A 25,817-nucleotide genomic window follows, 5' to 3' on the forward strand; every position below is an offset into this window, starting at 1 on the left:
ACCGCCCTGCTATTGGCGGGTGTCGGCCTGGTGGTCGGCGCCGGACTGGCGTTGGCCGTGGCGGTCGACGCGTCGGACCCGTCGGTGCGGGCGCAGGCTCCGCTTCCGGTACTGCCGCCGTTGGCCGGGCCCACGCCCATGGGCCTGTCCGCGGAGCCGGGTGAGGCGGCGCGACGCCCGCTGTTCACGCCCGACCGCCGGCCACCGCTGAAGGGGGGCGCGCCGGTGGCCTCCGACGGGCCGGATCTGCAGGTGACCGGCGTGGTCACCGGCCCCGGCGGCGGGGCCGCCACCGGCGTGGACCGCAAGGCGCAAAAGCCGTTCAGCGTGCGCCTGGGCGACGATCTGCAAGGCTGGACGGTGGACGCCATCGGGCGGTCCAACCTGCGCCTGCGCCGGGGGGTGGCCGTTCGCGATTATCCCCTGGCCGTGCCGCCCCCCCCGGCGATGGGCGCCCCCCTGGTGCCGTCCCCGCCCCCGCCCCCGACGGTTCCGTCGTCAAGGGGCGTGGCGCCGGCGGATATCCCGCCGTCGGGCGTGCCGCCGCCGGGGCAGCCTGATCCCTCGCAGATGGAGGTCCAGCCCAGCCATCCGCCCTCGCGACCGCCCCCCGACCAGCCCCACAGACGGCAGCCATGACGCACCCCCGCCCTTCGCCCCGCCTGCTGCTTGTGTGCCTGATCCTGGCCGGCTGCGCGGACAGCGCGGTGACGCGGGGGCCGGGCACACCGTTGCCCGCGTCGCCGCCAGCCTCCACCGCACCGGCCGGCAGCGTGATCGGCCCCGGCGCGCCCCCCGCTCGCATTCCGCCGCAGACCGTGGCGGGCACGGGGCAGTTGGTGCGCCAGACCCGGCCGATGTCGGGCGTGGCCCCGGCTGCGGCGGGCGAGGGGGAACCGGTGGAGATGAACTTCGTCAACGCCGACGTCCGCTCCGTCCTCGATGCCGTTCTGGGCGGCATGCTGGGCCTGAACTACACCATCGATCCCAAGGTGCAGGGTCAGGTGACCATCCGCACCACCCGGCCGCTGGCGCGGGGGCAGGCGCTGGCGGCGGTGGACGCGGCCTTACGCACCCAGGGCTTCGCCATCGTGGGCGGCGATGGCTTCTACCAAGTGGTGCCGGCAGCGGACGCGGCTGGCCAGGCCCCGGTGCAGGCGCCGTCTGCGGCGGAGCGCGCGGCCGGCTTCAGCACCGCCATCGTGCCCATCCGCCATGTCTCGGTCGCGGAGCTGGACAGGATCGTCCACCCCCTGACCCGCCAGGGCTTCATCCTGCTGGCCGATGCCGGGCGCAACATCTTCATCGTCAACGGCACGGCGCATGAGATCGAGTCCTTCACCCAGCTGATCGCCAGCTTCGATGTCGATTGGCTGGCCGGGCTGTCCTTTTCCCTCCACACCCTGCAGGCGGTGGAACCCGCCCGGCTGGAGGCGGAGCTGCGCCGCGTGCTGCAGCTGGACAACGGCCCCCTGCAGGGCATGGTCGATTTCGTGCCCATCAACCGCCTAAACGCCCTGCTGGTGGTGGCCAAGCGGCCCGACCTGCTGCCTACCGTCAGCGCCTGGGTGGAGCGCCTGGATCGGCCGGGTCCCGATGGCGGCAAGGTCGTGCATTTCTATGAGGTGCAGAACGGGTCCGCCGTGGAACTGGCCAACGCCCTCAATCGCCTGGTCGGCCGTGCCGGCACGCAACAGCAGCCGGCGGTGGAGCAGGGGCGGGGCCGCGCTGGCGCCCGCGCCATGGGCGCCAGCACCTCATCGTCGGGCCGCAGCGGCCCGTCCACCGCCATGGGCGGCAGCTCCGCCAGCGGCCCCCCTAGCGGCAGTACCGCGACCGGCGCCTCCGGCTCCGCCGCCAGCGCCCCGCCCAGCCCGGTGGACAGCGGGGCCACTCTCCCGGCCGCTGGCGGCGGCGAGGGCGGGGGGGAGGAAGACGGGCTTTCGGAACTGAAGGGGGTGCGTGTGGTGGCGGATGAGCGGCGCAACGCCCTGCTGATCTTCGGCTCCGGCGCGCAGTACGCCCTGCTGGAACAGGTGCTGACCCGCCTGGACGCCCCGCGTGAGCAGGTGTTGATCGAGGCGACCATCGCCGAGGTCACGCTGAACGACCAATTGAATTTCGGGGTCCAATGGTTCCTGGACCGGGGCAGCAGCACGGTGGGCTTTTCCAACACCACCGGGTCCACCGTTGGCGCCAGCTATCCCAACTTCAACTACACCTTCCTGACGCCCAACACCCGCGTGGTGCTGAACGCGCTGTCCAGCGTCACCGATGTCCAGGTGCTGTCCGCTCCGCGCCTGATGGTGCTGAACAATGAAACGGCGCGGTTGCAGGTGGGCGACGAGGTGCCGGTGGTGGTGCAGTCGGCCACCAGCACCCTGACCAGCGACAGCGCCGTGGTCAATTCCGTCGAATATCACGACACCGGCGTGATCCTGGAGGTGACGCCCCGCATCAACCGCAGCGGCGCCGTGGTGCTGGACGTGAACCAGGAGGTCAGCACCGTGACCAACACCACCACGTCCGGCATCGACAGCCCCACCATCCAGCAGCGCAAGATCACCAGCGTGGTGAATGTGCAGGATGGGGAGACGGTGGCCCTGGGCGGCCTGATCAGCGACACGTCCAGCCGCACCGGTGCCGGCATCCCTTACTTGCGCGACATCCCGGTGCTGGGCAGGCTGTTCGGCACCGATGGGCATACCAAGGGCCGGACGGAATTGCTGGTGTTCCTGCGCCCCGTCATCGTGCGCGACGCGACCCGGGCGCGCGAGGTGACGGACGCGCTGCGCGCCAGCATGAGCCGCCTGGAAATCTTCGCCGGCGCCGGCGGCATGCCCGCTGGTATGCCCACGCCGCCTTCGGCCACGGTGCCGCCCCCCGTCCAGAGCGTGCCCCTGCCAGCCACACCCACGGACAAATGAGGGCGGGGGACGGCCAGGAACTGACGCGCCAGCAGGGCTATGCCCTGTTGCTGGTCCTGTTCCTGCTGGCCATGGCCACGGCGGTGGGCCTGGTGGTCATGGGCAACGGCCTTTCGGCGCGCAAGCTGGCACGCGCCGCCTCCCTCACGGTGGGGCAGGACCAGCGCGCGGCGGCGGCCACCTGGATCGCCCTGGATGATGTGCTGGCGCGCGGCGGCACGGATATCCCGCCCCCTCGGCGTCTGGTGCTCGACGGCCAGTCCCTGATCGTCACCGTGGCGCCGGAAACCGGACGCATCGACCTGAACGGCCTGTCACGCAAAGCCTTAGGACAAGCCATCCACGGACTTGGCTTCGCCGAAGGCCGGGCGCGCCAGGCGGCGGATGCCATCGCCGCCTGGCGGGGCATGGATCCACCCGGGGCCGGTGGCCTGGAGCTGGCCATCGACCCCCTGCGCGCCCTTTGGTCGCTGGAGGATCTGGACAGCATCCCGGGCCTGGACGCCGACGTCGCCGCCTGCCTACGCCGCTGGGGCACCGTTTATGCGCGGGGACCCTTCCATGGACTGGCGCCCTTGACGCCCCGGCGGAGGGCGGTGCCGGATGACAGGGGGGAGGGGCCGCTGGGCCTGGTGGCCGGTGGTATGTTGCGGGTGATGGTGGCGGAGGAGGGGCGGTCCCAGGTCCGGCGTAGCGTGTTGTTGTACCGGGGCGTCGGACGCCAGGCGGCGGGCGCGGGGACCGGTGCCGAATCCCCATGGCTGGCGCTGGAATGGCAGCGGCCGGTCCTGGCGGGCCGCGACGCGTGCGTCATGACCGACCGTGGCGGGGTTCCATGATGGACGCACCGGACGACAGCCTGTGGACGGCCGCCTCCCTCATGCTCGCCGTCCTGCTGGGCCTGGTGGGCGGCAGCTTCGCCATGGCGCTGGCCTGGCGCTTGCCGCGTGGCGAGCCCTGGGTGGCCGGCCGTTCGCGTTGTCCCAACTGCGGCACGCCCCTGGCGCCCATGACCCTGGTGCCGGTCTTCTCCTGGCTGGCCCTGGGCGGGCGGGCGCGCTGCTGTGGCGCGCCCATACCGGCGGCCTATCCGGTGGGGGAGGCGTTGGCCGCGCTGGCGTTCATGGCGGCGGTGGCGCGGCTGGACTGGGCGCCGGAGACGGCGGCGCTATGCCTGCTGGCCATTCTGCTCCTGGCCAGCGCCGTCATCGACCTGCGCCACCGCTATCTGCCGGATGGCTTGACCCTGGCGGTGGCGCTGCTGGGCTTGGGAAGCAGCCTGGCGGGGTGGACGGTGCCGCCGGCCCAGGGTTTGGCGGCGGCCCTGGCCGTCGGTGGTTTGCTCTGGGCTGTGCGCTGGGCCCTCAGCCGCCGCCTGCGCCGTGTCGCCCTGGGGTTGGGCGATGTGAAGCTGTTCGCGGCCGCCGGCTGGTGGATCGGGCCGGGCGGCATGCCCTGGCTGGTGCTGGCCGCCGCCTGCCTGGGGCTGGTCGCCTATCCCCTGTGGTGGCTGGCCCGGCGGCATCAGGGGCAGGAGTGGACCGAAATGCCCTTCGGTCCCGCCATCGCCCTCGCTTTCTATGCCCTGGCCTGGGGCGTCCTTTGATGGGTTGTGGTATTCCATCTAAGCGGTGACGGTATTGAACCAAGGATGTGCCCAGCGAGAAGGGATTCCGCGATGATCGTTCACTGGTTGCGCCGCCTTCTCACGGCGCTGGGTTCCAGAGCCACCTCACCAACCGCGGCCGTAATTAGACCTGACTTGAGCAGGGTGCCCGCCAGCCGCAGGGCGGAGGTGGTCGCCACGCATGCTCGGATGATGGCGGCCTTGCCTTATGAGCGTATCACCGTACCAGGAGCCCAGGCATGGGACCATTGGCTGCGCCTGCGCGCGGCCGGGCGTGGCTGGCCCATCATTGTCGGCGACGATGATGCGATGGAAAGGCTGGCCGAGCATTATAGCCTGAGCGATCCCGCAGTATTTCCCGGCGCGCTTCCCGACATGGTACCGACGCTGGCGCCTTCTGAAATTCTGAGAGAGGCGGAGGGACTGCGCTTTCCCGAGATCATGGATAGGTGGCCCGACGGCCCAGATGAAGACCAGACCGGCGTGATGGAAGACGATTGGGAGGATTTCCCGCCGATGCCGGATGGGCCACCCAGGCTGAGTGTGGTGCATGACCACAATCAAAAGCCCTATGCGCGCGTGCATATCCTGCTGATCCCAACGGACCAAGGCTGGCAGGTACCGGCCTATCTGCGCTGGGGTGGTTGGAATGAATGCCCGCCGCCGGAGTCCCATGTCGCCGCACTCCGCGTTTGGCATGAGAAATACGGGGCGGAACTGATCGTTCTCTGCAACGACACCATGGAATTACGTGTTGACCGCCGACCGGCGGATAAGGCCGAGGCTTGGGACCTGGCGCGAAACCAATATCGCTATTGCCGGGACATCGTCGACCAGGGTGTCGGGACTGTCGGTGCGCTGGCCGGCGGCCTTCTGCAAACACCCTATTGGTTCTTCTGGTGGGACTGACAGCTTCTCACTTGTCGGCGGTGTAGACCGACCGGCATTCGCCCACACTGGCGCAGTTGACGGACCTGGCGCCGGCGATGGTGCCCGTGTTCTGGGTGTTGTTGCGGGTCAGGCCATCGCCCCGGCTTACGGGCCGGACCTCCGGCGCGAACAAGCCCTTCAGCCGTGCGTACTCTTCATCATGGAAGGCCTTCACCTCTTCCGGCGTGGGCAGGAAGCTGGGGGTGATGATGATGTCCTGGCCCAGTATCGGTCCTTCCTCCGCCGGCGACGAGGTGGTGGCCGGCGAGGCCACGGGCGCGGCCGGGGCAGGCGCCCCGCTTTGCGCCAGCGCTGTCATTGGGACCAAGCCCGCCAGGCCAATCACGAGAAGCCTGGCCCCCGTCGTCGATCGCCCCATCTTGTTCGTCCCCTGTCAGGTCAGTTGGGAACCGCTGCCCAGGGGGACGTCGTCCTCTGGGCCGGAACACTCGTTCAAGGCCTTGCGCCAGACGTGCCAGGCGATGTAGGGCGCCAGGGTCAGCAGCAGGTTGATGGCGATGTGCCGCAAACAGTTATGCATCCCCGGCCAGGGGGAACTGAGGGCCAACCGGATCTCCAATTCCATCGGGGCGTTGGGATCGGCGGGACGAATGAAGTCCAAGACTCCAGCGCCGCCGAGGATGCCGATGATCAGCAGGGCGATGCTGGGCCATAGCACCGCCATGCGCTGACGCGTGGCCATGATGGCGAATGCCGCCGCCAAAACCAGGGGCAGGGCCAGGCCGTGAATGTAGGTGATGGTGGCGAAGGCGCTGTCGAACCAGTCGGGCAGGATGGGCCGCGCCGTGGGGGATGCCCGATGCGTCTCCACAATGGCGGCGACGGCGGCAATGGCCAGCCCGTAGGTCATGACCAGGCCCAGCATCGACCCCAGGCCGTAAACCGCCCACGGCGCCCGGGCGCCCCAGGAGCGGAAGTCCCCCCGCGCCACCATGGCGCGCACCAGGGTATCCGGCGTGCCCAGGCGCTGCAGGGCGCGCGCCCTGGCCTGCGCTTCCGCCAGTCCGGCGGCCTGCTCTTCCTCCGCCAGGTCGGCGGCATGGTCCCGCAGTTCCGCGACGTAGCGGCGGGCGTGGCGGGGGGCGACGCCGGCGGCCAGCAGTTGCTCACGCAAGGGGGTGAAAACATCAGGCATGGCTGACCCCTCCGATGGCAGGGCCACCCAGCACCGACTGGATGGCCTCGGTCAAACGCGACCAGTTGCCGGCCAGATCGTCCAGGCGGCGGACCCCCGTCGCGGTGAGGGAATAATAGACCCGGCTGCGGCCATTGACCGTCTTGCGGTTGGAGGACAGGGCGCCGTCCCGTTCCAGTGCGTGCAGCACCGGATAGATGACGCCCTCGCCCAGCGCGATGGCGTCGTTGCTGCGCTCGCGGATGGCCTGTACCAGCTCATAGCCGTACATCTCCTTTTCCCGCACCAGGCGCAGGACCAGCAGCTCGGGCACGCCGCTCATGAAGTTGGAATTGTTCTCTGCCATGGAAGGCCTCAAGCGGACTGTTTCAGGTTTTGATCAGGGGGATGGAGTCCAGGTCGGTGCCCTGGTCTCCAGCGGTCACGTCCCCGGCGGTTGGCACGGCCGCGCGGCAGATGTGGTGGGTCCAGATGTGGTGGGTAAGGTAGGGCACCAGGGTCAACAGCAGGATCACCACGGTGTGGCGCAGCGCCATGTCCAGGTTGACGTACGGGCAGATGAAGGACCAGCCGACCACCAGCTCGATGAAGCCGTCCGGTTCCGTGGGCATCCGCACCTCCGACACGCCGGCACCGCCCACGATGCCGATGATCAGCAGGGCCACGCTGGGCCATAGGACAGGCATGCGTTGCCGGGCCGCCATCCAGGCGACGCCGCCACCGATCAGCAGCGGCAGGACCAGGCTGTGCAGATAGCCCAGGGTGGCCGTCGCCGTCCCGAACCAGGAGGGCAGGATGGGATGCGCGCCGGGGTAGGGGCGGTGCGACACCAGGATGCCGATCAGGGCGGCCAGCGCCAGCCCATAGCAGGCCGCGACGCCCGCCAAGGGGGCGAAGCCGTAAACCGCCCACGGGGCCTTGGCACCCCAGGATCGAAAGTCGCCCCGCCGGATCATGGCCTGGGCCAGATCGTCCGTCGTGCCCAGCCGGCTGGCGGCCCAGGCAGCCGCTTCCGGCCGCGTCAGGCCGGCCGCCACGCCATCGGCGGTCAGGTCCGCCGCGTGTTCCCGCAGCTCGGCGACATAACGCTGGACGTGGCGGGGGGCGATTCCCGCCACCAGCAGGCGTTCCTGCAAGGGAGTGAAAATGTCAGGCATGGGCAGTGCCCTGCCGGCCCGTCCCACGCCAGCTTTGCCAGCATAGATAGGGAACCAGGGTCAGCGACAGGTTCATGGCGATGTGCCCCATGGCGGTACCGAGATGCCCGTAAGGGGGTAGCAGCATGGTGCCGACGCCAATGGACCATTGGCTATCCGGTGTGGTGGGGGGCTGAATGTGCCACATGCTGCCGGCGCCCAGGACGGCCACCGCCAGCAAGGCCAGGCTGGGCCATAGGACAGGCATCCGCTGGCGCGCGGCCAGGATGGCGAAGCCGGCGCCGATCAGAAGGGGCAGGGCCAGGCTTTGGCCATAACTGATGACGGTGACCGCGCTGCCGAACCAGCTTGGCAGCATCGCGGGCGTGTCGGGCGCGGGGGTGTATATCTCGATGATGGCGAAAAGGGTGCCCAGCGCCAGGGTGGTGGTGGCCAGCACACTCAGAACGGCGCCGATGCCATAGACCGCCCACGGCGCCCTGGCGCCCCAGGAACGGAAATCGCCGCGCCGCAGCAGCGCCTGGGCCAAATCCTCCTGTGTGCCCAGGCGGGCCAGGGCGCGCGTCTCCGCCTCGACCCGGGACTGGCCGCTGGCCATCTCTTCCTCCGCCAGGTCGGCGGCGTGCTCGCGCAATTCCGCGATATAGCGGCGTGCATGGCGCGGCGCTATGCCGGCCGCCAACAGGCGTTCACGTAAACGGGTGAACATGGTCCCTCGCATACCTTGTGATGCTAGGCATCATACCTTGCCGTGAAAGGTATGGCAATGGCCCTGGCGATGGCTGCCCCGCCATTGCATGTTACCGGTATCAGGCCTACATTCCGGACGCGACCGTCGATCCCGCTCCCCTTCCACGGCCGGCGGCCGGGGGAAGTGTGGATTTATCGTACAAATTTGGCTAACAAGGGACGGCGCCCCGACACCAGGCCGCCCGGTCAGGGGCCACCCGAAGGGATAGGAACACCAGATGTCTTTGCACGGTAAGCTGCTGATCGGCAGCGCCCGCGTCGCCACCGACGCCACCTTCACCGCCATTGATCCCGCCACCAACGCGGCTCTGGACACCGCCTTCGCCCAGGGTGGCGCCGATCATGTGGCCCAGGCCTGCGCCCTGGCCGCCGCCGCCTTCGACACCTTCCGCGAGACCAGCCTGGAGCTGCGCGCCAGCCTGCTGGAAAAGATCGCCGACAACATCCTGGCCCTGGGTGACGCCCTGCTGGACCGGGTCGGCCAGGAAAGCGGCCTGCCGCGCGCCCGGCTTGAGGGGGAGCGCGGCCGCACCATGGGCCAGCTGCGCCTGTTCGCCAGCGTCGTCCGCCAGGGTGACTGGCTGGGCGTGCGCGTCGATCCGGCCCTGCCGGAGCGCAAGCCCCTGCCGCGGGCCGACCTGCGCCTGCGCCACATCGCCGTGGGCCCTGTCGCCGTGTTCGGCGCCAGCAACTTCCCACTGGCCTTCTCCGTCGCTGGTGGCGACACCGCCTCGGCCCTGGCCGCCGGCTGCCCGGTGGTGGTGAAGGGCCATCCCGCCCACCCCGGCGCCAGCGAGATGGTGGGTGAGGCCATCGCCGCCGCCGTCAAGGAACTGGGCCTGCCCGAGGGCGTGTTCAGCCTGCTCAGCGGCACCACCAACGAACTGGGCGGCGCCCTGGTTGCCGACCCGCGCATCAAGGCGGTGGGCTTCACCGGTTCCCGTGCCGGCGGCCTGGCCCTGGTGCGCATCGCCCAGAGCCGTCCGGAACCGATTCCCGTCTATGCCGAGATGAGCAGCATCAACCCCGTGGTGCTGATGCCTGCCGCCCTGTCGGCGCGGGCCGAGGCCCTGGGCCAGGCCTTCGTCGGCTCGCTCACCATGGGCGCCGGCCAGTTCTGCACCAACCCGGGCCTGGTCATCGCCCAGGACGGCCCGGATCTGGAGCGCTTCATCGCCGCCGCCACCGAGGCTATCGGCCGGACCACGCCGCTGGTCATGCTGACCCCCGGCATCGCCAAGGCCTACAAGCAGGGCGTGAAGGCCCTGGCCGACAGCCCCAGCACCACCATCCTGGCCCAGGCGGCCGAGGGCGAGGGCAACACCTGCTCCGGCGTGCTGTTCAGCGTGACGGCGGCCGATTTCCTGGCCGACCCGGCCCTGGCGCACGAGGTCTTCGGCTCCTCCTCCGTCATCGTCCGCTGCCCGGATTTGGAAGCGGTGAAGGCGGTGCTGGAAGGCCTGGAAGGCCAGCTGACCGCCACCCTGCACCTGGACGAGGCGGACTATGACGCCGCTGCCGCCCTGGTGCCGACGCTGGAGCGCCGGGTGGGCCGCATCCTGGCCAACGCCTGGCCCACGGGCGTGGAGGTTTGCCACGCCATGGTGCATGGCGGTCCGTACCCGTCCACCTCCGACGGGCGCACCACCTCGGTCGGCACGCTGGCCATCGAGCGCTTCCTGCGCCCGGTCTGCTACCAGGACCTGCCGGACGCGTTGCTGCCGGCGGCGGTGAAACACGCCAACCCGCTGGGACTGAACCGCCGTGTCGACGGCGTGGTGCAGCCCGGCAAGTAAGTCGCCGCGGGGCGGGCCGGAAATACGGCCCGCCCCTTTTTCATAAAAAACAGGGGAGCCCAGAGAGCGGATGTCACCAGAGCGCATGTCACCGATCAAGATCGGCCTGGTGGGGGTGGGCAAGATCGCCCGCGACCAGCACCTGCCCGTTATCGCCGCCAATCCGGACTATGAACTGGTGGCCGTGGCCAGCCGCAACGCGACGCTGGAGGGTGTGGACAGCTATGGCAGCCTGGACGCCCTGCTGGACGCCCGGCCGGAGATCCAGGCCGTCGCCCTCTGCACCCCGCCCCAGGGTCGCCACGCCCTGGCCCGCCATGCGCTGGAACGGGGTGTCCATGTCCTGCTGGAAAAGCCGCCGGGCGCCACCCTGGCGGAGGTGCATGACCTGATCGCTCTCGCGAAGGAAAAGGGCCTGGCATTGCTGGCGACCTGGCATTCCCGCTACGCCCCGGCGGTGGAACCGGCCCGCGCCTGGTTGGCGGGCCGCACCCTGAAATCGGTGTCGGTGTCGTGGAAGGAAGACGTGCGCCATTGGCACCCGGGCCAGGAATGGATCTGGCAGCCCGGTGGCCTGGGCGTGTTCGATCCCGGCATCAACGCCCTGTCCATCATCACCCACATCCTGCCGCGCGCCCTGGTGCTGAAGGCCGCGACGCTGGAGTTCCCGGCCAACCGCCAGGCCCCCATCGCCGCCCAGCTGGATTTCCAGGACCTGGCCGGCGTGCCGGTGCGGGCGGAATTCGATTGGCGCCAGACGGGCCCGCAAAGCTGGGACATCGTGGTGGAAACAACCGATGGTATCCTGACCCTGAACCGGGGGGGGGCCGCCATGAGCATTGATGGCGCGCCGCATCTGGAAGAGCCGGAGGCCGAGTACGCCAACCTCTACGCCCTGTTCAGCCGCCTGGTGCGGGAGCGGCAGGTCGATGTGGACCTGGCCCCCCTCAGCCACGTGGCCGACGCCTTCCTCTGTGGCCACCGTGTGCTGGTCGAGGAATTCCAAGACTGAGCCCGACGTCGTTTCGATGATTGATATCGAAAAAGCCGGCGGTGCTCCCGCCGGCTTTTTTCATCAGCGTGAAAACGCTTTCAAGGGGCGCTAGGGCTAAAGGCATAGGGGGTGCGGCCTCTCGGACCGTAACAATGTTTGCGCCGGCGCCAACGACATCCCGAAATTTTTTATTTGGCACTGTGACTTAGCGGCAAGACCCTGATTAGTCATATATTTTTGCCAATGATCCGGCCTATGCCGTCCGTCTCCGTTGCAAGATGGTGAACGCGGCCTTGACAACGTTGCCACAGCTTCACAAAGATGCCCCCGCCAGTTGACCCAGCAATCGGTCGCGGCAACAAAAAAGCGGGGGGAAAATGAGCATTCCAAACATCACAAGACCGACTCCTGCGCCCGGCCTTTAAGGCCGCGAGGCGTTTTTGCGTGTCCACAAATAAATAAATCAAATTGGGAGAGAGATGATGCGCCCGACCTCTAAGGCCATCGCATTGCTATCCGTCTCGGCACTGGCATTCACCTGGGCCGGCTTGGCCCACGGGCAGACCGCGTCCGATACCGCGAAGGACGATTCCCTGGATGAAATCGTCGTCGTGGGTATGCGCAAGGCCCTGAACAACGCGCAGGAATTCAAACGCAACTCTGAAGAGATCGTGGACTCGATCTCCGCCGTCGACATCGGCGCCTTGCCGGACCGCTCGGTGACCGAAGCGCTGCAGCGCGTCCCCGGCATCAGCATCGGCCGCACGGATGAGCCGCGCGACATCGACCGGCTGAACGTCGAAGGGTCGGGCGTGCAGATTCGCGGCCTGACCTGGGTGCGTTCCGAGATCAACGGGCGCGACAGCTTCGGCGCCAAGAACGGCCGCGCGCTGGGGTGGGAAGATGTCACGCCTGAATTGGCGGCTGGCGTCGATGTCTACAAGAACCCCTCGGCGGACATCGTCGAGGGCGGCCTGGGCGGCACCATCAATCTGCGCACCCGTATGCCGTTCGACAGCGACGGCCAGGTGATCGGCCTGTCGGCGGACGCCACCAATGGCGACCTGCGGCATAAGTGGACGCCCTCGGCGTCAGGGCTCTACTCCAACCGCTGGGATACCAAGATCGGTGAGATCGGCATCCTGGTGGACGTCGCCCATTCCGAACTCAGCAGCCGCCTGAACGCGCTGGAGGTCGACCCCTACAACGCCCATTCCACCAAGACCCAGTCGTCCTACGACGGCGGCACGACCTTCAACTTCAACGGCGACAATTCCATCAGTGGCCAGCCGAAGTCGGTGGTCATGGTTCCCAGCGGCGTCGAATACCGTCTGGAAGACCGCGACCGCACCCGTGATGGCCAGTACGGCGCCCTGCAGTGGAAGCCGACGGACGAGCTGGAGATCTACGGCACCTACTTCCGCTCCACCTCCAAGCTGGTGAGCACCGACCATTTCGCCCAGACGTCGGCCTGCTGCTCCGCGACCAACAACCAGAGCTTCCTGAACCAGCCGGCGGCCGGCAGCGGCTTCACCTTCGATGGTGACGGCAACTTCCTGACCGGCACCATCGTCGACGGCGGTGGCGGTGGCAACGGCGTCGCCAACAGCTTCCTGCTGAACCTGGGTACCCGGTATGGCGAGGAGAATGACGAGACGTGGGACGCCTCGGGTGGCGTGAAGTGGAACCACGACCGCTGGCACGTCAACGCGGACTTCCAGCGCATCTTCTCCCGCCGCGACGACTATGACATGACCGTCTACAACACGGTCACGGCCACGGGCGGCGTGGGCCTGGACCTGCGGGGCGACCTGCCCGTCATCAAGATGCAGAACCTGACGGCCACGCCCAACGTGTTCAACCTCTATGCGGCCATGGATCATAATGAGATCGACAAGGCCGATGAGACCGCGGGCAAGTTTGATACCGTCTACGACGTCGACGGCGATTTCCTGAAATCGCTGAAGTTCGGCTTCCGCAGCACCGACCGCCATTCCATCCAACGCGACGGCGGCTACAACTGGGCATTGATTTCAGCGCCTTGGGCCTTCACCGGCCAGACGGCGACGGTGGGGCAGTTCCCCGAGCATCAGGAAATCGTCAACTTCAACAGCTTCCTGGGCGGCAGCATGCCGTCGCTGTGGATGCCCAGCGTGGATCTGGCCAAGAACAAGACCCTGCTGGCCAGCTACATGCAGAAGCTGCTGTACACGCCGAACCTGGGCAGCAACCTGGCGGCCTACACCGACGGGACCTACGGGTATTACTGCGCCACCTGCGGCCATGGCACCATTCCGTCCTGGGCGGCCAATGGTGGCAAGTACAGCCCGTTCCCCAACGGCAGCCTGGCCGGTTATCTGCCCATCTGGGCCGGTGCGCCGGTGGACGCCAACAACAAGCTGCTCAGCACCACCCAGCCGGTGGGCAGCAACATCACCTTCTGGCAGCCCTTCAACGGCAACTACAACTACGCCCCGACCTCCACTTCGGGCCTGGGCACCAATGACCAGTCCGAATGGACCAACGCCGTCTATGCCCAGGTGCGCTTTGGCCACGACGACCTGTTCGGCTGGAACCTGCCCTGGGACGGCAACATCGGTGTCCGCGCCGTGAGGACCGACAGCCATTCCATCGGCTTCGGCCATGTGGCGTCCCTGACCCAGAACGGGGACACCTCGTCGTATTCGCCCGCGGCGTTGCAGGCGCTCTTGTTCGCCAATGGCGCCAACAACATCACCTCGTTCAGCAACCACTACACCGACATCCTGCCCAGCCTGAACCTGCGGTTCAAACCCCAGGATGACATGGCCATCCGCTTCGCGGCCGCCACGTCCATCGTGCGGCCGGACTTCTACCAGCTGTCGCCGTCCTTCACGATGACCGGCACCTATCAAAACCGGGCGGCCACGGTGGCGGACAAGGTCATCAACACTGTCACCAACCAGCCCTATACCCAGGCCGAGTTGGACAAGGCGGCGGCGACGGGTAGCCCGGTCATGTACAACACCGGGGTGTCCTTCGCCTTCAACACGGGCAATCCGAACCTGAAGCCCATGCGGGCCCAGTCCTTCGACCTGTCCTACGAATGGTATCTGAAGCCGGGCTCCATGGTGTCCTTCGGCGTGTTCGACAAGGAAATCTACGACTACATCCAGAGCGACCAGACGGTCGTCCAGGTGACCAACAACGGCATCACCCAGACGGTCGTCGGCAATGTGCCGCAGAACCACGGCCATGGCCGCATCATGGGCCTGGAAGGCCAGGTCACCTACTTCTACGACTTCCTGCCGGGCGTGCTCAGCGGCCTGGGCACGGACGTCAACTTCACCATCCTGGACAGCAGCGGTACGCAGAACACCTCCGGCAGCGTGTTCGACGGCAGCCAGATCGGGGCCAGCAAGCTGAAGCTGCCCCTGGAACAGCTGTCGACCTACACCCTGAACGCGGCCCTGCTGTACACCAAGTACGACTTCGACTTCCGCCTGGCCTACAATTGGCGGTCGCGCTACCTGATGGCGGCCTCAGCCTCCAACGTCCAGGCGCCGGCCTACATGGAAGACTACGGCCAGTTGGATGCCTCGCTGGTCTATTCGATCAACGAGCATTTCAAGGTCGGTGTCCAGGCGGCCAACCTGCTGGCAACCAAGAACGTCATCTCGATCGACGAGCGTGACAACTGGTACTACGGCACCCAGGGCAACATGAGCGACAGCCTGATCTACAAGCACAACTACACGGTCGCGGACCGTCGCTACTCCCTGGTCTTCCGCGCCGTTTACTAAGCGTGCGGTAAGTATTGAGAAGGCGGCGTCGGTGGGATCATCGGCGCCGCCCGAATTGCGATAGAGTAAGGAAACCAGGTCGCGGGGCAGGTACGCCGTGGCCTGGTTTCACCAGTTCGGTTTCGGGGGGAATCCCATGTCCGCGTCAACGGTCACGCGTCTGGTCATCGTCGGCGGGGGCACCGCCGGATGGATGTCCGCCGCCTTCCTGTCCAGTCTGTTCCCCGCGCGCCAGCTGTCGCTGACCGTGGTGGAATCGGCGGAGATCGGCACCATCGGCGTGGGGGAGGCGACCATTCCTCCCATCCAGGTCTTCAACAAGGCGGCAGGCATCGACGAGGCCGCGTTCCTGCGCGCCACCGAAGGCACCTACAAGCTGGGTATCGAGTTTGTGGATTGGCTGCGGCCGGGCCACCGCTACATGCACCCCTTTGGCCAGCCGGGCCAGGCCATCAACGGCGCCTCCTTTCATGCCTGGTGGCTGCGGCTGCGGGCGGCCGGGTATCCCCATCCACTGTCCGATTTCTGGATGAGCGAGGTCCTGGCCCGAAAGAACCGCTTCGATTTCCCCTCCAGCGATCCGCGCACGCCCAAGTCCAACCTGGCCTACGCCTATCATTTCGACGCCGGGCTCTATGCCCAATTCCTGCGCCGCATCGCGGAATCGCGCGGCGTCCGGCGGATCGAGGCGACGGTGGCCAATGTCGCCCTGGATGGCGCCGACGGCACCGTCAGCCACCTGGACCTGGCCGATGGCCGCCGAGTGGAGGGCGACTTTTTCATCGACTGCACCGGTTTCCGCGCCCTGCTCATCGGCCAGGCGCTGGGGCAGGGGTATGAGGACTGGTCGCATTATCTGCCGGCCAACCGGGCCGTGGCCGTGCCGTCGCAACGGGTGGCGGCGCCAGTGCCCTACACCAGCGCCACGGCGCGGACGGCCGGGTGGCAATGGCGCATCAATCTGCGTCACCGCACCGGCAACGGTTATGTCTATGTCAGCGACCTGATCAGCGATGATGAGGCGGCGGCCACCCTACTGGCCAACCTGGACGCGCCGGCGTTGGACGACCCGCGCTTCCTGCGCTTCACCACCGGCCGTCGGCGGTCGCGGCATAAGAACGTGCTGGCGGTGGGGCTCAGCTCCGGCTTCCTGGAGCCTCTGGAATCCACCAGTATCCATTTCATCCAGCACGCGCTGATCAAGTTCGCCGCCACCTTCCCCTTGGCCAAGGATGACCCCGTCTCCGCCGGCATCTTCAACCGCATCATGGCGGAGGAGTTGGAGCAGGTGCGCGACTTCCTGGTGTTCCACTATCACGCCAACGACCGCGTGGGCGAACCGCTGTGGGACCGGGCACGGGCCATGCCCCTTCCCGACAGCCTGGTGGAGAAGATGGCGCTGTTTCGCGCCCGCGGCTTCGCCATCTTCCCCAGCCAGACCCTGTTCCAGGAACCTAACTGGCTGGCCGTCATGCTGGGCCAGGGGCTGGAGCCGCAGTCCTACGACCCCCTGACGGATGGCGCCCCGCTGGAGGAGGTGCGCGGCGGCTTCGACGCCATGCGCCGCACCATCGCCCAGGTGGCGGACGGCTGCCACCCCCATGAGGCCTTCCTGGACGATGGCGCCGCCGTGCCGATGGCCCGCGCCCGCGCATGACCGTCCCGAGCCAAGGCCCCCTGCGCCGCATCCTCATTGTCGGTGGCGGCACTGCCGGCTGGATGGCGGCCTGCGCTCTGAACCAAGCCGTGCGGGCGGGCGGCACGCGGGTCGAGCTGGTGGAATCGGATGCCATCGGCACCGTCGGGGTGGGGGAGGCGACGGTGCCCCCCATCCGCCAGTTCAACCAGGACATCGGCCTGGATGAGGCCACCTTCATCAAGGCGACCCAGGGCACGTTCAAGCTGGGCATCGAATTTCAGGACTGGCGCGCGACCGGAACCCGCTTCTTCCATGGCTTTGGCGACTACATCGTCAACGCTGGGCCGTTTTCCACCCTGAACCATTGGCTGGTGGCGCGCGATCTGGTGGGGGAGGCGGCGGGCGATTTCGACGCCTATCACATGGCGGCCGTCATGGCCCGTGCCGGGCGGTTCGCCGCCCCCGACAACGATCCCCGCTCCCCCTATTATTACTTCAATTACGCCTTCCATTTCGACGCCGGCCTCTATGCCCGCCTGTTGCGGACCAAGGCGGAGGCGGAGGGCGTGACGCGCCATGAGGGGCGCATCGTCGCCACCGACCTGCACCCCGAGACCGGGCACATCCGCTCCGTCCGGCTGGACGACGGGCGGGACCTGTCGGCGGACCTGTTCATCGACTGCTCCGGTTTCATCGCCCTGTTGGCGGACAAGGCGCTGGGGGAGCGGTTCATCGACTACGGCCATTGGCTGCCGGTGGACCGCGCCTGGGCGGTGCCTTGCGCCAGCGTGGGGCCACCGTCGCCCTACACCCGCGCAACAGCTTTGGAGGCGGGATGGCAGTGGCGCATCCCCTTGCAGCACCGCACCGGCAACGGCTACGTCTTCTCCACCGCCCATGTCACGGAAGACGCGGCCCGTGCTCGCCTGCTGGCCAATTTGGACGGGCAGGCCCTGGACGAGCCGCGGTTGTTACGGTTCCGAACCGGCCGGCGGGAGCGGTTCTGGGCGCGCAATTGCGTCGCCATCGGCCTGTCCTCCGGCTTTGTCGAGCCGCTGGAGTCCACCTCCATCTCCTTGATCCAGGGTGGCATCACCCGGCTGATCAGCCTGTTGCCGGACCTGTCGTTCAATCCGGGGCTGGCGGCGGAATACAACCGTGTCCAGGCGTTGGAATTCGACCGCATCCGCGACTTCATCATCCTGCACTATGCCCTGACGCAGCGGGACGACACCGCCTTTTGGCGGGAGCGGCGCGGGATGGCGCTGCCCGACACCCTGGCCTATCGCATCGAAACCTTCCGCGAGACGGGGCATGTGGTGCTGCTGAACGAGGAAACCTTCGTCGCTCCCAGCTGGCAGGCCCTGTTCATCGGCCTGGGCCTGATCCCCAAGCGCCGCGACCCCCTGATGGCCGCGCAGCGGCGCGAAGAGATCATCGAAACCCTGCGCCTGCGCCGCACCAGCCTAGCCAGCGCCGCCCAGCGGCTGCCCACGCATGCGGCGTTCCTGGCGCGGCTTGGGATGACCGAGAGCCCATAAGAAAAGGCGGCGGCGCTTTCCAGCACCGCCGCCTTGCTCCTGTCCACGGCTCAGTGATTGTCGCGCGGGATGCCGTGGGTCTGGGCCACGCGCTGGTATTTCACCGCGGGTTCCAGCACGGCGCCGTCGCCCAGCTGGCCGACCATGCCGCGCTGGATTTCCTGCCATGGCGTCTGGCTGTCCGGGTACCGATAACCGCCGGCGGCTTCCAGGGCCTGGCGGCGGGCTGCCAGTTCGGCGTCGCTGATCAGGATGTTGGCGGTGCCGGCCTTAAGGTCGATGCGCACCCGGTCGCCCGTCCGCAGCAAGGCGATGGCCCCGCCGGCCGCCGCCTCGGGCGAGGCGTTCAGGATGGAGGGGGAGCCGGATGTGCCGGACTGCCGGCCGTCGCCGATGCAGGGCAGGGCGGTGATGCCCTGCTTGATCAGGTAGGCCGGCGGCCGCATGTTTACCACCTCGGCAGCACCAGGATAACCCACCGGGCCGGCGCCGCGCATGAACAGCAGGGTGTGGGCGTCGATGCCCAGGGCGGGATCATCGATGCGGTGGTGGTAATCCTCCGGCCCGTCGAACACCACGGCCTTGCCCTCGAAGGCGTCGGGATCGTCGGGGTTGGACAGGTAGCGGTCGCGGAACTCATCCGAGATGACGCTGGTCTTCATGATGGCGTTGTCGAACAGGTTGCCGCGCAGCACCAGGAAGCCGGCATCCTTCTTCAACGGGTTGTCGAAGGGACGGATGACGTCGGGCAGCTTGATCTCGGCATCGCGGCAGTTGTCGCCGATGGTCTTGCCGTTGGCGGTCAGGGCCTGCTCATGGATCAGGCCCTGCTTCATCAGCTCGTTCACCACGGCGGGCACGCCGCCGGCGTGGTGATAGTCCTCACCCAGATATTCGCCGGCCGGCTGCAGGTTCACCAGCAGCGGCACCTTGTGGCCATGGGTCTGCCAGTCCTGCAGATCCAGATCCACGCCGATGTGCCGGGCGATGGCCGCCAGGTGGATGGGGGCGTTGGTGGAGCCGCCGATGGCCGAATTCACCACGATGGCGTTCAGGAAGGCCTCGCGCGTCATGATGTCCGAAGGCTTCAGGTCCTCGTTCACCATCTCGACGATGCGCTTGCCCGTCTCGTAGGCGATCTGCTGACGCTCGCGGTAGGGGGCGGGGATGGCGGCGGAGCCCGGCAGTTGCATGCCCAGCACCTCGGCCAGGCTGTTCATGGTCGTGGCGGTGCCCATGGTGTTGCAATAGCCGGTCGAGGGGGCGGAACTGGCCACCAGCTCGATGAACTTGCGCTGGTCGATCTCGCCCGCCGCCAGCATCTGGCGCGCCTTCCACACGATGGTGCCGGAGCCCGTGCGCTCCCCATTGTGCCAGCCGTTCAGCATGGGGCCGACGGACAGGGCGATGGCCGGAATGTTGACCGTGGCCGCGGCCATCAGGCAGGCCGGCGTGGTCTTGTCGCAGCCGATGGTCAGCACCACGCCGTCGATGGGATAGCCGTGCAGCAGTTCCACCAGACCCAGATAGGCCAGGTTGCGGTCCAGGCCGGCGGTGGGGCGCTTGCCGGTTTCCTGGATGGGGTGAACGGGGAACTCGATGGCGATGCCGCCGGCCTGGCGGATGCCCTCGCGCAGGCGCTGGGCCAGCACCAGATGGTGGCGGTTGCAGGGCGACAGGTCCGACCCCGTCTGGGCGATGCCGATGATGGGCATGCCCGATTGCAGCTCATCCAGCGTCAGGCCGTAATTCAAATAGCGCTCGAGGTACAGCGCCGTCATGTCCGGGTTGTCCGGGTTGTCGAACCAGGCGCGGGACCGCAGTTTGGGCTTGCCGTTGGAAGAGTCGGACGCAGTCATTGGGGTGGGCTTTCTTCAGGAATGCGGTCAAGACGGTAGAAGGGGAAACTCAAGGGGCGTCGGGGTCGGGCAGGTCCAGCCGGTCGAACCCGGAATCGATGACGGCCAGCATGGCGCGGGCGGCGCGGTCGGCATCGCCCGCCTCGATGGCGTCGGCGATGGCGGCGTGGCTGTCCACCACGTCCTGCTGCAACGCCGTCTCATCCACCGGCGAGGACAGGGAGAAAGAGGCCAGCAGCGCCGCCTCGATCACCGCGGCCAGCGAGCGCATCATGGGGTTGCCGGACGCGGCGCTGACCGCGACGTGGAAGGCCAGGTCGGCCTCGGCGAAGCTGCGGCGGTTGTGCCCTGGCTCCGCCATGCGGGCGACGGCACGGCGCATCTCGGCCAACTGCTCCGGCGTGCGCCGCTTGGCGGCCAGGGCGGCGGCCCGCGGCTCCACCGCGCTGCGCATCTCATAGAGGTGGCGGCGCATGGCGTCGTCCAGGCCCAGGCTGACCCGCCAGGACAAAAGGTCGGCGTCGAAGAAGTTCCAGTGCGTCGGGTCCTGCACTTTGGTTCCCACCCGCGTCTTGGACACGACCAAGCCCTTGGCCGCCAGGGTCTTCATCACCTCGCGCAGCACGGTGCGTGAGATCTGGAACCGGACCAGCAGGTCCGGCTCCGGGGGCAGGTTCACGCCCACGGGCAGGACGCCGCTGAGGATCTCCATGCCCAGGGTGCGCACGATCTGCTCATGGTGCGACAGGGGACGTTCGGGCGATGACCAGGTCGACAGGGTCATGGGGGGAGGGCTCACGGGGCGGACGGCGCGGCGGCGCCGGGGGAGGGGCGGGGACGGGTGGAGGGACTGGGGGCTGTGGGGCCTGCGCCCGGACGGCCATACCGGGCCGAGACGACTAAAATCAAGCGTTGCACGGCGATGAAGGCGAAGAGCAGCGTGCCGATGGCGATTTTGGTCCACCAACTGGACAGTGTGCCGTCGAAGGTGATCCAGGTCAGGATCAGGCCCTGGATCAGCACGCCGATGAAGGAGCCGGCCACGCCGCCCACGCCGCCGGTCAGCAGCGTGCCGCCGATGACCACCGCGGCGATGGCGTCCAGTTCCACCCCCGTTCCGGTCAGGGCATAGCCGGACCGGGTGTAGAGGGAAAAGACGATGCCGGCCAGCGCCGCCATCAGGCTGCAGAAGGCATGCACCAGGATGGTGGTGCGTCCGGTGTTGATGCCCATCAACTGGGCGAAATGGGCGTTGCCGCCCAGCGCGAACACCCGGGCGCCGAAGCGCGTGCCGTGCAGCAGGACACCGCCGGCCAGGAAGGTCGCCAGCATGATGCCCGCCACCAATGTCAGCCGCCCGCCGCCGGGCAGGGCCAACGCGGCGCCCGCCAGCGTGTCATAGGCGGCATTGTGGATGGGGATGGAATCGGTGCTGATCAGCAGGGCGCAGCCGCGGGCCAGGAACATGGCCGTCAGGGTGACGATGAAGGCCGGCGCCTTCAGGTAATGCACGGCGGCACCGATGCCGGCGCCGAACAGGCCGCCGCCCGCCAGCACCAGGGCGAACGCCAGGGCCGGCGGCATCCCGGCCCCCTCGATCAGGCGGGCCAGCGCCACCGTGGTCAGGCCCATGACGGCGCCCACCGACAGGTCGATGCCCCCGGCCACCACTACGACGGTCATGCCCACCGCCAGGATGCCGAGGAAGGCGTTGTCGGTCAGCAAATTGCCCATCACCCGCAGGCCCAGCATGGTGGGGTACTGCGCGGCGCAGGCGGCATAGATCAGGACGAAGACCACCACCGTCGCCAGCAAGGGCAGGGTGCGCGTATTCACGAAGCGGCCCATCATACCCGGGCCTCCTTGTTCTTGAGGCGGGCCATCAGGCGCGCGGCCAAGGGCTGGAAGGCGGGCGACTGCTGGGTCAGCACGGCGGCCACCACCAGCGCCATCAGCACCAGGTTAAGCTCCGGCGGCAGGCCCGCCCGCAGGATGGCGGTGCGCATGGCCTGCAACACCAAGGCGCCCAGGACGGACCGGCCGATGCTGAACCGGCCTCCGTACAGGCTGGTGCCGCCGATGACCACGGCCAGGATGGCGTCCAGCTCCAGCCACAGGCCGGCGTTGTTGGCGTCCGCACCCTTGATGTCGGCCGTGGCGATCAGGCCGGCCAGCGCCGCCATCAGCCCGGACCAGACATAGACGGCCCCCAGCACCAGGCCGGTATGGACGCCGGCCAGACGGCTGGAGCGCGGATTGGTGCCCACCGCCTCCACGAACAGGCCCAGCGCCGTCGCGCGCACCAGCAGGCCGGTCAGCCCGGCGGCCAGCAGCGCCAGCACCACCGGCAGGGGCAGGGCCGCCAGCGTGCCGCCGGCCACGGCGATCAGGTGCGGTTCGGTGAAGGTCAGGATGCGGCCTTCCGTGATCAGTTGGGCGACGCCGCGCCCTGCCACCATCAGGATCAGGGTGGCGACGATGGGCTGAAGGCGGAACACCGCGACCAGCAGCCCGTTCCACAGGCCGCAGACCAGGCCCGTGGCCAGCGCCGCCAGGATGGCCAGGGGCCAGGCCAGCCCGGCGTTTACCCCGGCCGCCGCGACGGCGCCGGCGATCGCCATGATGACGCCCACCGACAAGTCGATGCCGCGCGTGGCGATGACCGGGGCCATGCCCACGGCCAGCAACATGACCGGGGCACCCCGGTTCAGGATATCGATCAGGCCGCCGAACAGCCGCCCGTCCTGCATCCGCAAATCCAGGAAGCCCGGTGCCACGAAGACATTGACCAGCAGCGCCAGCGCCAGCAGGGCCAGTTGCGGTCGCGCCGCCTTCAGGCGTTGTATCACGGCGCTCATGCCGCACCTTTGGTCTGATGATCCGCCGCGATGGCGTTGACGATGGCGGCGGGGGTGATGGTGTCGCCCTCCAGCAGGCCGGCGGGGGCGCGATCGCGCATGACCAGCACCCGGTCGGAATAGGCGGCCACCTCCTCGATCTCCGAGGAAATGACATAGAGCGCCATGCCCCGGTCCCGCAGGTCCTCCAGCAGGCGCACGATCTCGGCATGGGCGCCGACGTCGATGCCGCGCGTGGGCTCATCCAGGATCAGCAGGCGGGGGTCGGTCGCCAGCCAGCGGGCCAGCAAGGCCTTCTGCTGATTACCACCCGACAGCAGCTGGATGGGCTTCTCAGCGTCTGGCGTGCGGATGTCCAGCAGCTTGATATAGTGGTCGGCCAGTTCACGCTGCCGCGCCGGGGGCAGGCGCCGCCACCAGCCGCGCTTGGCCTGCAGCGCCAGCACGATGTTCTCCCGGATGCTGAGGCCGGCGACGATGCCATCCAGCTTGCGGTCCTCCGGGCAGAAGCCGAAGCCCAGGCGGATGGCGTCGCGCGGGCTGCGCAGGGTGACGGTCTTGCCGTCGACGATCAGTTCGCCCTGGTCCGCCGTTTCCACCCCGAACAGCAGCAGGGCGGTTTCCGTGCGGCCGGAACCGAGAAGGCCGGCCGCCCCCAGCACGGCGCCGGCATGCAGCTCGGCATCGAACGCCCCGACCAGGCGGCGCCGGCCCAAGCCCTGGGCCCGCACCAGCGGGGTGCCGCTGGGCGCGGCCGTCGCCGGACGCCGGCCCAGGTGGCTTTCCGCCGTGGGGGCCTTGCCCAACATCATGGCCACCAGCTCCAGCCGTGGCAGCTCGGCGGTCAGCCGTTCGCCTACCAGCCGGCCGTTGCGCAGCACGGTGATGCGATCGGTCAGGGCGTAGACCTGGTCCAGGAAATGGGTGACGAAGACGATGGCCAGGCCCTGGTCGCGCAAGGTCCGCAGCAGGGTGAACAGGGTCTGCACCTCCGCCGTGTCCAGGCTGGCGGTGGGTTCATCCAGGATCAGCACCTTGGCCGACAGGTCCACCGCGCGGGCGATGGCGATCAGCTGCTGCACGGCGGTGGAAAAGTCGGACAGCGGCCGGCTGGCGTCGATGGTCAGGCCGAAGCGGCGCAGCAGGGCCGCGCCGTCCCGGTTCATGCGCGCGCGATGGACCAGGCCCCAGCGCGTCGGCTCCCGCCCCAGATACAGGTTCTGCGCCACCGACAGGTTGGGCAGCAGCGTGATCTCCTGATAGACGGCGGCGATGCCGGCCCGGACGGCGCCGCCGGGGCCGTCCGGATCGATCTCCACCCCATCCACGGTGATGGTGCCGCCGTTACGCGGCTGGGCGCCGGTCAGCAGGTTGATCAGGGTGGACTTGCCGGCGCCATTCTCCCCCAGCAGGGCGTGGATCTCGCCCGCCCGCAAGGTCAGGTCCACGCCGTCCAGCGCGCGCACGCCCGGGTACTGCCGGGTCAGGCCCCGGGCCGCCAGCACCACCGGGGGTGGGGTGACTGGGGTTTCAGGGCTGGCCATCAGTACAGGTCCTTGCGCCGGGCGTACTCAGCGGCGGCGGTGTCGGGCTCATACAGCTTGGACGGTGTCTGCACCCACTTGGGCGGCGGGGCGTGGTCCTTGCGGTAGGCCAGCAGGATGTCATAGGCGCGCGGCGCCATGTCCGGGGCCAGTTCCACCGTGGCGTTGGCGTCGCCGTCGGCCATGGCCTTGAAGATGTCGGGCACGCCGTCGATGGACACGGTCAGGATGTCGGTGCCGGGCTTCAGGCCCGCTTCCTTGATGGCCTGGATGGCGCCGATCATCATGTCGTCGTTGTGGGCGTAGACGGCGCAGATGCTGCCCGGCGCTTCGGCCTTCAGGAAGCCCTCCATGACCTCCTTGCCCTTGGCGCGGGTGAACTCGCCCGACTGGGTGCGCACCAGGTGCAGGTTGGGGGCGGTGGCGATGGCCTCCTCGAAGCCCTTCTTGCGGTTGGCCACCAGGCTGGCGCCCACGGTGCCCTGGATTTCCACGATGCGGCAATCGCGGCCCTGCACCTTGCCCGCCAGCCAGCGGCCGGCCACGCGCCCCTCCTCAATGGTGTCGGAGGTGACGGCCGTCAGGTAAAGGTCGACGTTGGGCGTATCGATCTGCCGGTCCAGCAGGATGACGGGGATATTGGCGGCCTTGGCCTCGCCCAGCACCTCATCCCAGCCGCTGGAGACCACGGGGGCCAGCAGGATGGCGTCCACGCCCTGGGCGATGAAGGACCGCACGGCCTTGATCTGGTTTTCCTGACGCTGCTGCGCGTCGGAGAATTTCAGGGTGATACCCCGCTGTTCCGCCCCCTGGCGGGCCAGCTTGGTCTCGGCGGCGCGCCAGCCGGATTCCGACCCGATCTGGGAAAAGCCCACGGTCAGGCCCTTCTTGTCGCCGCTGTCGCACCCGGCGGCCAGGCCGCCCAGGAAAACGGCGGCCCCGATACCCAGGATCCGGCGTGACAGTGTGCGGCGTCTCGGCAGCGTTTTCATATCCATCCCTGTTCCTGTTCGTCCTTGCCGGCCGGGGCGCTGTGGGGCTTATCGTGCGAATGGACCCGCGGGCGCGGCCTTTTAAGGGCGCGATCTGTTGTTATGGGTCATATGATATTATTTATGGGGGCGGCTCAAGCCCCTTTGCTGTCCCATCGCACTGGGACGCGCCTCCCCTGAAAAGGGCTTGGACGGAACAGAAATAGTATTATTAAATGAGCACGTCCAGCCCCGTGGCCCTTGGCTCCGGGTAGGGGCTCATCAC

The 25,817-nt window shown here is 68.2% G+C and carries 21 protein-coding genes; 10 read left to right on the forward strand and 11 right to left on the reverse strand.

Annotated elements, in window-relative coordinates; translation table 11 throughout:
* The first annotated feature begins 12 nt into the window (after positions 1–12).
* From FBZ90_RS01585 to FBZ90_RS01605, 5 genes are all read left to right on the forward strand, one after another.
* Entirely contained in the window at positions 13–639 is a 627-nt protein-coding gene (locus FBZ90_RS01585; RefSeq protein WP_145729273.1) for a hypothetical protein, read from the forward strand.
* The gene (gene gspD / locus FBZ90_RS01590) at positions 636–2,927 is read left to right on the forward strand and encodes a type II secretion system secretin GspD (protein ID WP_145729274.1); all 2,292 of its coding nucleotides are present in this window, start codon (positions 636–638) and stop codon (positions 2,925–2,927) included. Before FBZ90_RS01585 ends, gspD begins: the two co-directional genes overlap by 4 nt.
* On the forward strand, positions 2,924–3,766 hold the full coding sequence (locus FBZ90_RS28590; RefSeq protein WP_145729275.1) for a hypothetical protein: 843 nt from the start codon (positions 2,924–2,926) through the stop codon (positions 3,764–3,766). Before gspD ends, FBZ90_RS28590 begins: the two co-directional genes overlap by 4 nt.
* Entirely contained in the window at positions 3,763–4,533 is a 771-nt protein-coding gene (locus FBZ90_RS01600; protein ID WP_186455548.1) for a prepilin peptidase, read from the forward strand. The genes FBZ90_RS28590 and FBZ90_RS01600 overlap by 4 nt, the downstream gene beginning before the upstream one ends.
* Before the next feature lie 72 nt (positions 4,534–4,605).
* On the forward strand, positions 4,606–5,463 hold the full coding sequence (locus FBZ90_RS01605; protein WP_186455549.1) for a DUF4253 domain-containing protein: 858 nt from the start codon (positions 4,606–4,608) through the stop codon (positions 5,461–5,463).
* 7 nt (positions 5,464–5,470) lie between these two features.
* Here FBZ90_RS01605 and FBZ90_RS01610 read toward each other — a convergent pair whose 3' ends face one another.
* The 5 genes from FBZ90_RS01610 to FBZ90_RS01630 form a co-directional block, all read right to left on the reverse strand.
* The gene (locus FBZ90_RS01610; protein WP_145729278.1) at positions 5,471–5,803 is read right to left on the reverse strand and encodes a hypothetical protein; all 333 of its coding nucleotides are present in this window, start codon (positions 5,801–5,803) and stop codon (positions 5,471–5,473) included.
* A 75-nt stretch (positions 5,804–5,878) separates the two neighbouring features.
* Positions 5,879–6,640, reverse strand: coding sequence for a permease prefix domain 1-containing protein (locus FBZ90_RS01615; RefSeq protein ID WP_145729279.1), 762 nt, complete (start codon positions 6,638–6,640; stop codon positions 5,879–5,881).
* Positions 6,633–6,986: a PadR family transcriptional regulator gene (locus tag FBZ90_RS01620; protein ID WP_145729280.1), complete on the reverse strand. Its 354-nt coding sequence runs from the start codon at positions 6,984–6,986 to the stop codon at positions 6,633–6,635. The genes FBZ90_RS01615 and FBZ90_RS01620 overlap by 8 nt, the downstream gene beginning before the upstream one ends.
* A gap of 22 nt (positions 6,987–7,008) precedes the next feature.
* Positions 7,009–7,797, reverse strand: a complete 789-nt coding sequence (locus FBZ90_RS01625) for a hypothetical protein (RefSeq protein ID WP_145729281.1) — start codon at positions 7,795–7,797, stop codon at positions 7,009–7,011.
* A complete protein-coding gene (locus tag FBZ90_RS01630; protein WP_145729282.1) occupies positions 7,790–8,506 on the reverse strand; it encodes a hypothetical protein in 717 nt (238 codons plus the stop codon). Before FBZ90_RS01630 ends, FBZ90_RS01625 begins: the two co-directional genes overlap by 8 nt.
* A 259-nt stretch (positions 8,507–8,765) precedes the next feature.
* Between FBZ90_RS01630 and FBZ90_RS01635 the strand changes: the two genes are divergently transcribed.
* From FBZ90_RS01635 to FBZ90_RS01655, 5 genes are all read left to right on the forward strand, one after another.
* A complete protein-coding gene (locus FBZ90_RS01635) occupies positions 8,766–10,343 on the forward strand; it encodes an aldehyde dehydrogenase (NADP(+)) (protein ID WP_145729283.1) in 1,578 nt (525 codons plus the stop codon).
* Between the two features lie 85 nt (positions 10,344–10,428).
* Complete coding sequence (locus FBZ90_RS01640) at positions 10,429–11,355, forward strand: Gfo/Idh/MocA family protein (protein ID WP_145729284.1); 927 nt, start codon at positions 10,429–10,431, stop codon at positions 11,353–11,355.
* A gap of 461 nt (positions 11,356–11,816) precedes the next feature.
* Positions 11,817–15,119 carry a TonB-dependent receptor gene (locus FBZ90_RS01645; RefSeq protein WP_145729285.1) on the forward strand — a complete coding sequence of 1,101 codons (3,303 nt, stop codon included), beginning with the start codon at positions 11,817–11,819 and terminating at the stop codon, positions 15,117–15,119.
* A 136-nt stretch (positions 15,120–15,255) separates the two neighbouring features.
* The gene (locus tag FBZ90_RS01650) at positions 15,256–16,776 is read left to right on the forward strand and encodes a tryptophan halogenase family protein (RefSeq protein ID WP_145729286.1); all 1,521 of its coding nucleotides are present in this window, start codon (positions 15,256–15,258) and stop codon (positions 16,774–16,776) included.
* Positions 16,773–18,299 carry a tryptophan halogenase family protein gene (locus tag FBZ90_RS01655; protein WP_145729287.1) on the forward strand — a complete coding sequence of 509 codons (1,527 nt, stop codon included), beginning with the start codon at positions 16,773–16,775 and terminating at the stop codon, positions 18,297–18,299. Before FBZ90_RS01650 ends, FBZ90_RS01655 begins: the two co-directional genes overlap by 4 nt.
* A gap of 50 nt (positions 18,300–18,349) precedes the next feature.
* Here the strand turns inward: FBZ90_RS01655 and FBZ90_RS01660 are convergent, their stop codons facing one another.
* The 6 genes from FBZ90_RS01660 to ytfQ are packed head-to-tail and all read right to left on the reverse strand — an operon-like array spanning position 18,350 to position 25,558.
* Positions 18,350–20,158 (reverse strand): IlvD/Edd family dehydratase, encoded by a 1,809-nt coding sequence (locus FBZ90_RS01660; RefSeq protein WP_145729288.1) that lies wholly within the window; start codon positions 20,156–20,158, stop codon positions 18,350–18,352.
* Positions 20,159–20,207: 49 nt separating this feature from the next.
* The gene (locus FBZ90_RS01665; RefSeq protein ID WP_145729289.1) at positions 20,208–20,942 is read right to left on the reverse strand and encodes a FadR/GntR family transcriptional regulator; all 735 of its coding nucleotides are present in this window, start codon (positions 20,940–20,942) and stop codon (positions 20,208–20,210) included.
* Positions 20,943–20,953: 11 nt separating this feature from the next.
* A complete protein-coding gene (yjfF, locus tag FBZ90_RS01670; protein WP_211101877.1) occupies positions 20,954–22,009 on the reverse strand; it encodes a galactofuranose ABC transporter, permease protein YjfF in 1,056 nt (351 codons plus the stop codon).
* A complete protein-coding gene (locus tag FBZ90_RS01675) occupies positions 22,006–23,016 on the reverse strand; it encodes an ABC transporter permease (protein WP_145729290.1) in 1,011 nt (336 codons plus the stop codon). The genes yjfF and FBZ90_RS01675 overlap by 4 nt, the downstream gene beginning before the upstream one ends.
* The gene (locus FBZ90_RS01680) at positions 23,013–24,560 is read right to left on the reverse strand and encodes a sugar ABC transporter ATP-binding protein (protein ID WP_145729291.1); all 1,548 of its coding nucleotides are present in this window, start codon (positions 24,558–24,560) and stop codon (positions 23,013–23,015) included. Before FBZ90_RS01680 ends, FBZ90_RS01675 begins: the two co-directional genes overlap by 4 nt.
* Positions 24,560–25,558 carry a galactofuranose ABC transporter, galactofuranose-binding protein YtfQ gene (gene ytfQ / locus FBZ90_RS01685; RefSeq protein WP_276509080.1) on the reverse strand — a complete coding sequence of 333 codons (999 nt, stop codon included), beginning with the start codon at positions 25,556–25,558 and terminating at the stop codon, positions 24,560–24,562. The genes FBZ90_RS01680 and ytfQ overlap by 1 nt, the downstream gene beginning before the upstream one ends.
* Positions 25,559–25,817: the final 259 nt, after the last annotated feature.

Origin of the sequence: Nitrospirillum pindoramense, assembly GCF_007827955.1 — a bacterium.
GTDB lineage: Bacteria > Pseudomonadota > Alphaproteobacteria > Azospirillales > Azospirillaceae > Nitrospirillum > Nitrospirillum amazonense_B.

Coding starts and splice junctions, on each gene's coding strand:
- FBZ90_RS01600 (WP_186455548.1), top strand. CDS start 3,763: ATGATGGACGCACCGGACGACAGCCTGTGGACGGCCGCCTCCCTCATG.
- FBZ90_RS01635 (WP_145729283.1), top strand. CDS start 8,766: ATGTCTTTGCACGGTAAGCTGCTGATCGGCAGCGCCCGCGTCGCCACC.
- FBZ90_RS01660 (WP_145729288.1), bottom strand. CDS start 20,158: ATGACTGCGTCCGACTCTTCCAACGGCAAGCCCAAACTGCGGTCCCGC.
- FBZ90_RS01605 (WP_186455549.1), top strand. CDS start 4,606: ATGATCGTTCACTGGTTGCGCCGCCTTCTCACGGCGCTGGGTTCCAGA.
- FBZ90_RS01610 (WP_145729278.1), bottom strand. CDS start 5,803: ATGACAGCGCTGGCGCAAAGCGGGGCGCCTGCCCCGGCCGCGCCCGTG.
- ytfQ (WP_276509080.1), bottom strand. CDS start 25,558: ATGGATATGAAAACGCTGCCGAGACGCCGCACACTGTCACGCCGGATC.
- FBZ90_RS01615 (WP_145729279.1), bottom strand. CDS start 6,640: ATGCCTGATGTTTTCACCCCCTTGCGTGAGCAACTGCTGGCCGCCGGC.
- FBZ90_RS01620 (WP_145729280.1), bottom strand. CDS start 6,986: ATGGCAGAGAACAATTCCAACTTCATGAGCGGCGTGCCCGAGCTGCTG.
- FBZ90_RS01645 (WP_145729285.1), top strand. CDS start 11,817: ATGATGCGCCCGACCTCTAAGGCCATCGCATTGCTATCCGTCTCGGCA.
- FBZ90_RS01625 (WP_145729281.1), bottom strand. CDS start 7,797: ATGCCTGACATTTTCACTCCCTTGCAGGAACGCCTGCTGGTGGCGGGA.
- FBZ90_RS01675 (WP_145729290.1), bottom strand. CDS start 23,016: ATGAGCGCCGTGATACAACGCCTGAAGGCGGCGCGACCGCAACTGGCC.
- FBZ90_RS01650 (WP_145729286.1), top strand. CDS start 15,256: ATGTCCGCGTCAACGGTCACGCGTCTGGTCATCGTCGGCGGGGGCACC.
- FBZ90_RS01680 (WP_145729291.1), bottom strand. CDS start 24,560: ATGGCCAGCCCTGAAACCCCAGTCACCCCACCCCCGGTGGTGCTGGCG.
- gspD (WP_145729274.1), top strand. CDS start 636: ATGACGCACCCCCGCCCTTCGCCCCGCCTGCTGCTTGTGTGCCTGATC.
- FBZ90_RS28590 (WP_145729275.1), top strand. CDS start 2,924: ATGAGGGCGGGGGACGGCCAGGAACTGACGCGCCAGCAGGGCTATGCC.
- FBZ90_RS01640 (WP_145729284.1), top strand. CDS start 10,429: ATGTCACCGATCAAGATCGGCCTGGTGGGGGTGGGCAAGATCGCCCGC.
- FBZ90_RS01665 (WP_145729289.1), bottom strand. CDS start 20,942: ATGACCCTGTCGACCTGGTCATCGCCCGAACGTCCCCTGTCGCACCAT.
- FBZ90_RS01655 (WP_145729287.1), top strand. CDS start 16,773: ATGACCGTCCCGAGCCAAGGCCCCCTGCGCCGCATCCTCATTGTCGGT.
- yjfF (WP_211101877.1), bottom strand. CDS start 22,009: ATGATGGGCCGCTTCGTGAATACGCGCACCCTGCCCTTGCTGGCGACG.
- FBZ90_RS01630 (WP_145729282.1), bottom strand. CDS start 8,506: ATGTTCACCCGTTTACGTGAACGCCTGTTGGCGGCCGGCATAGCGCCG.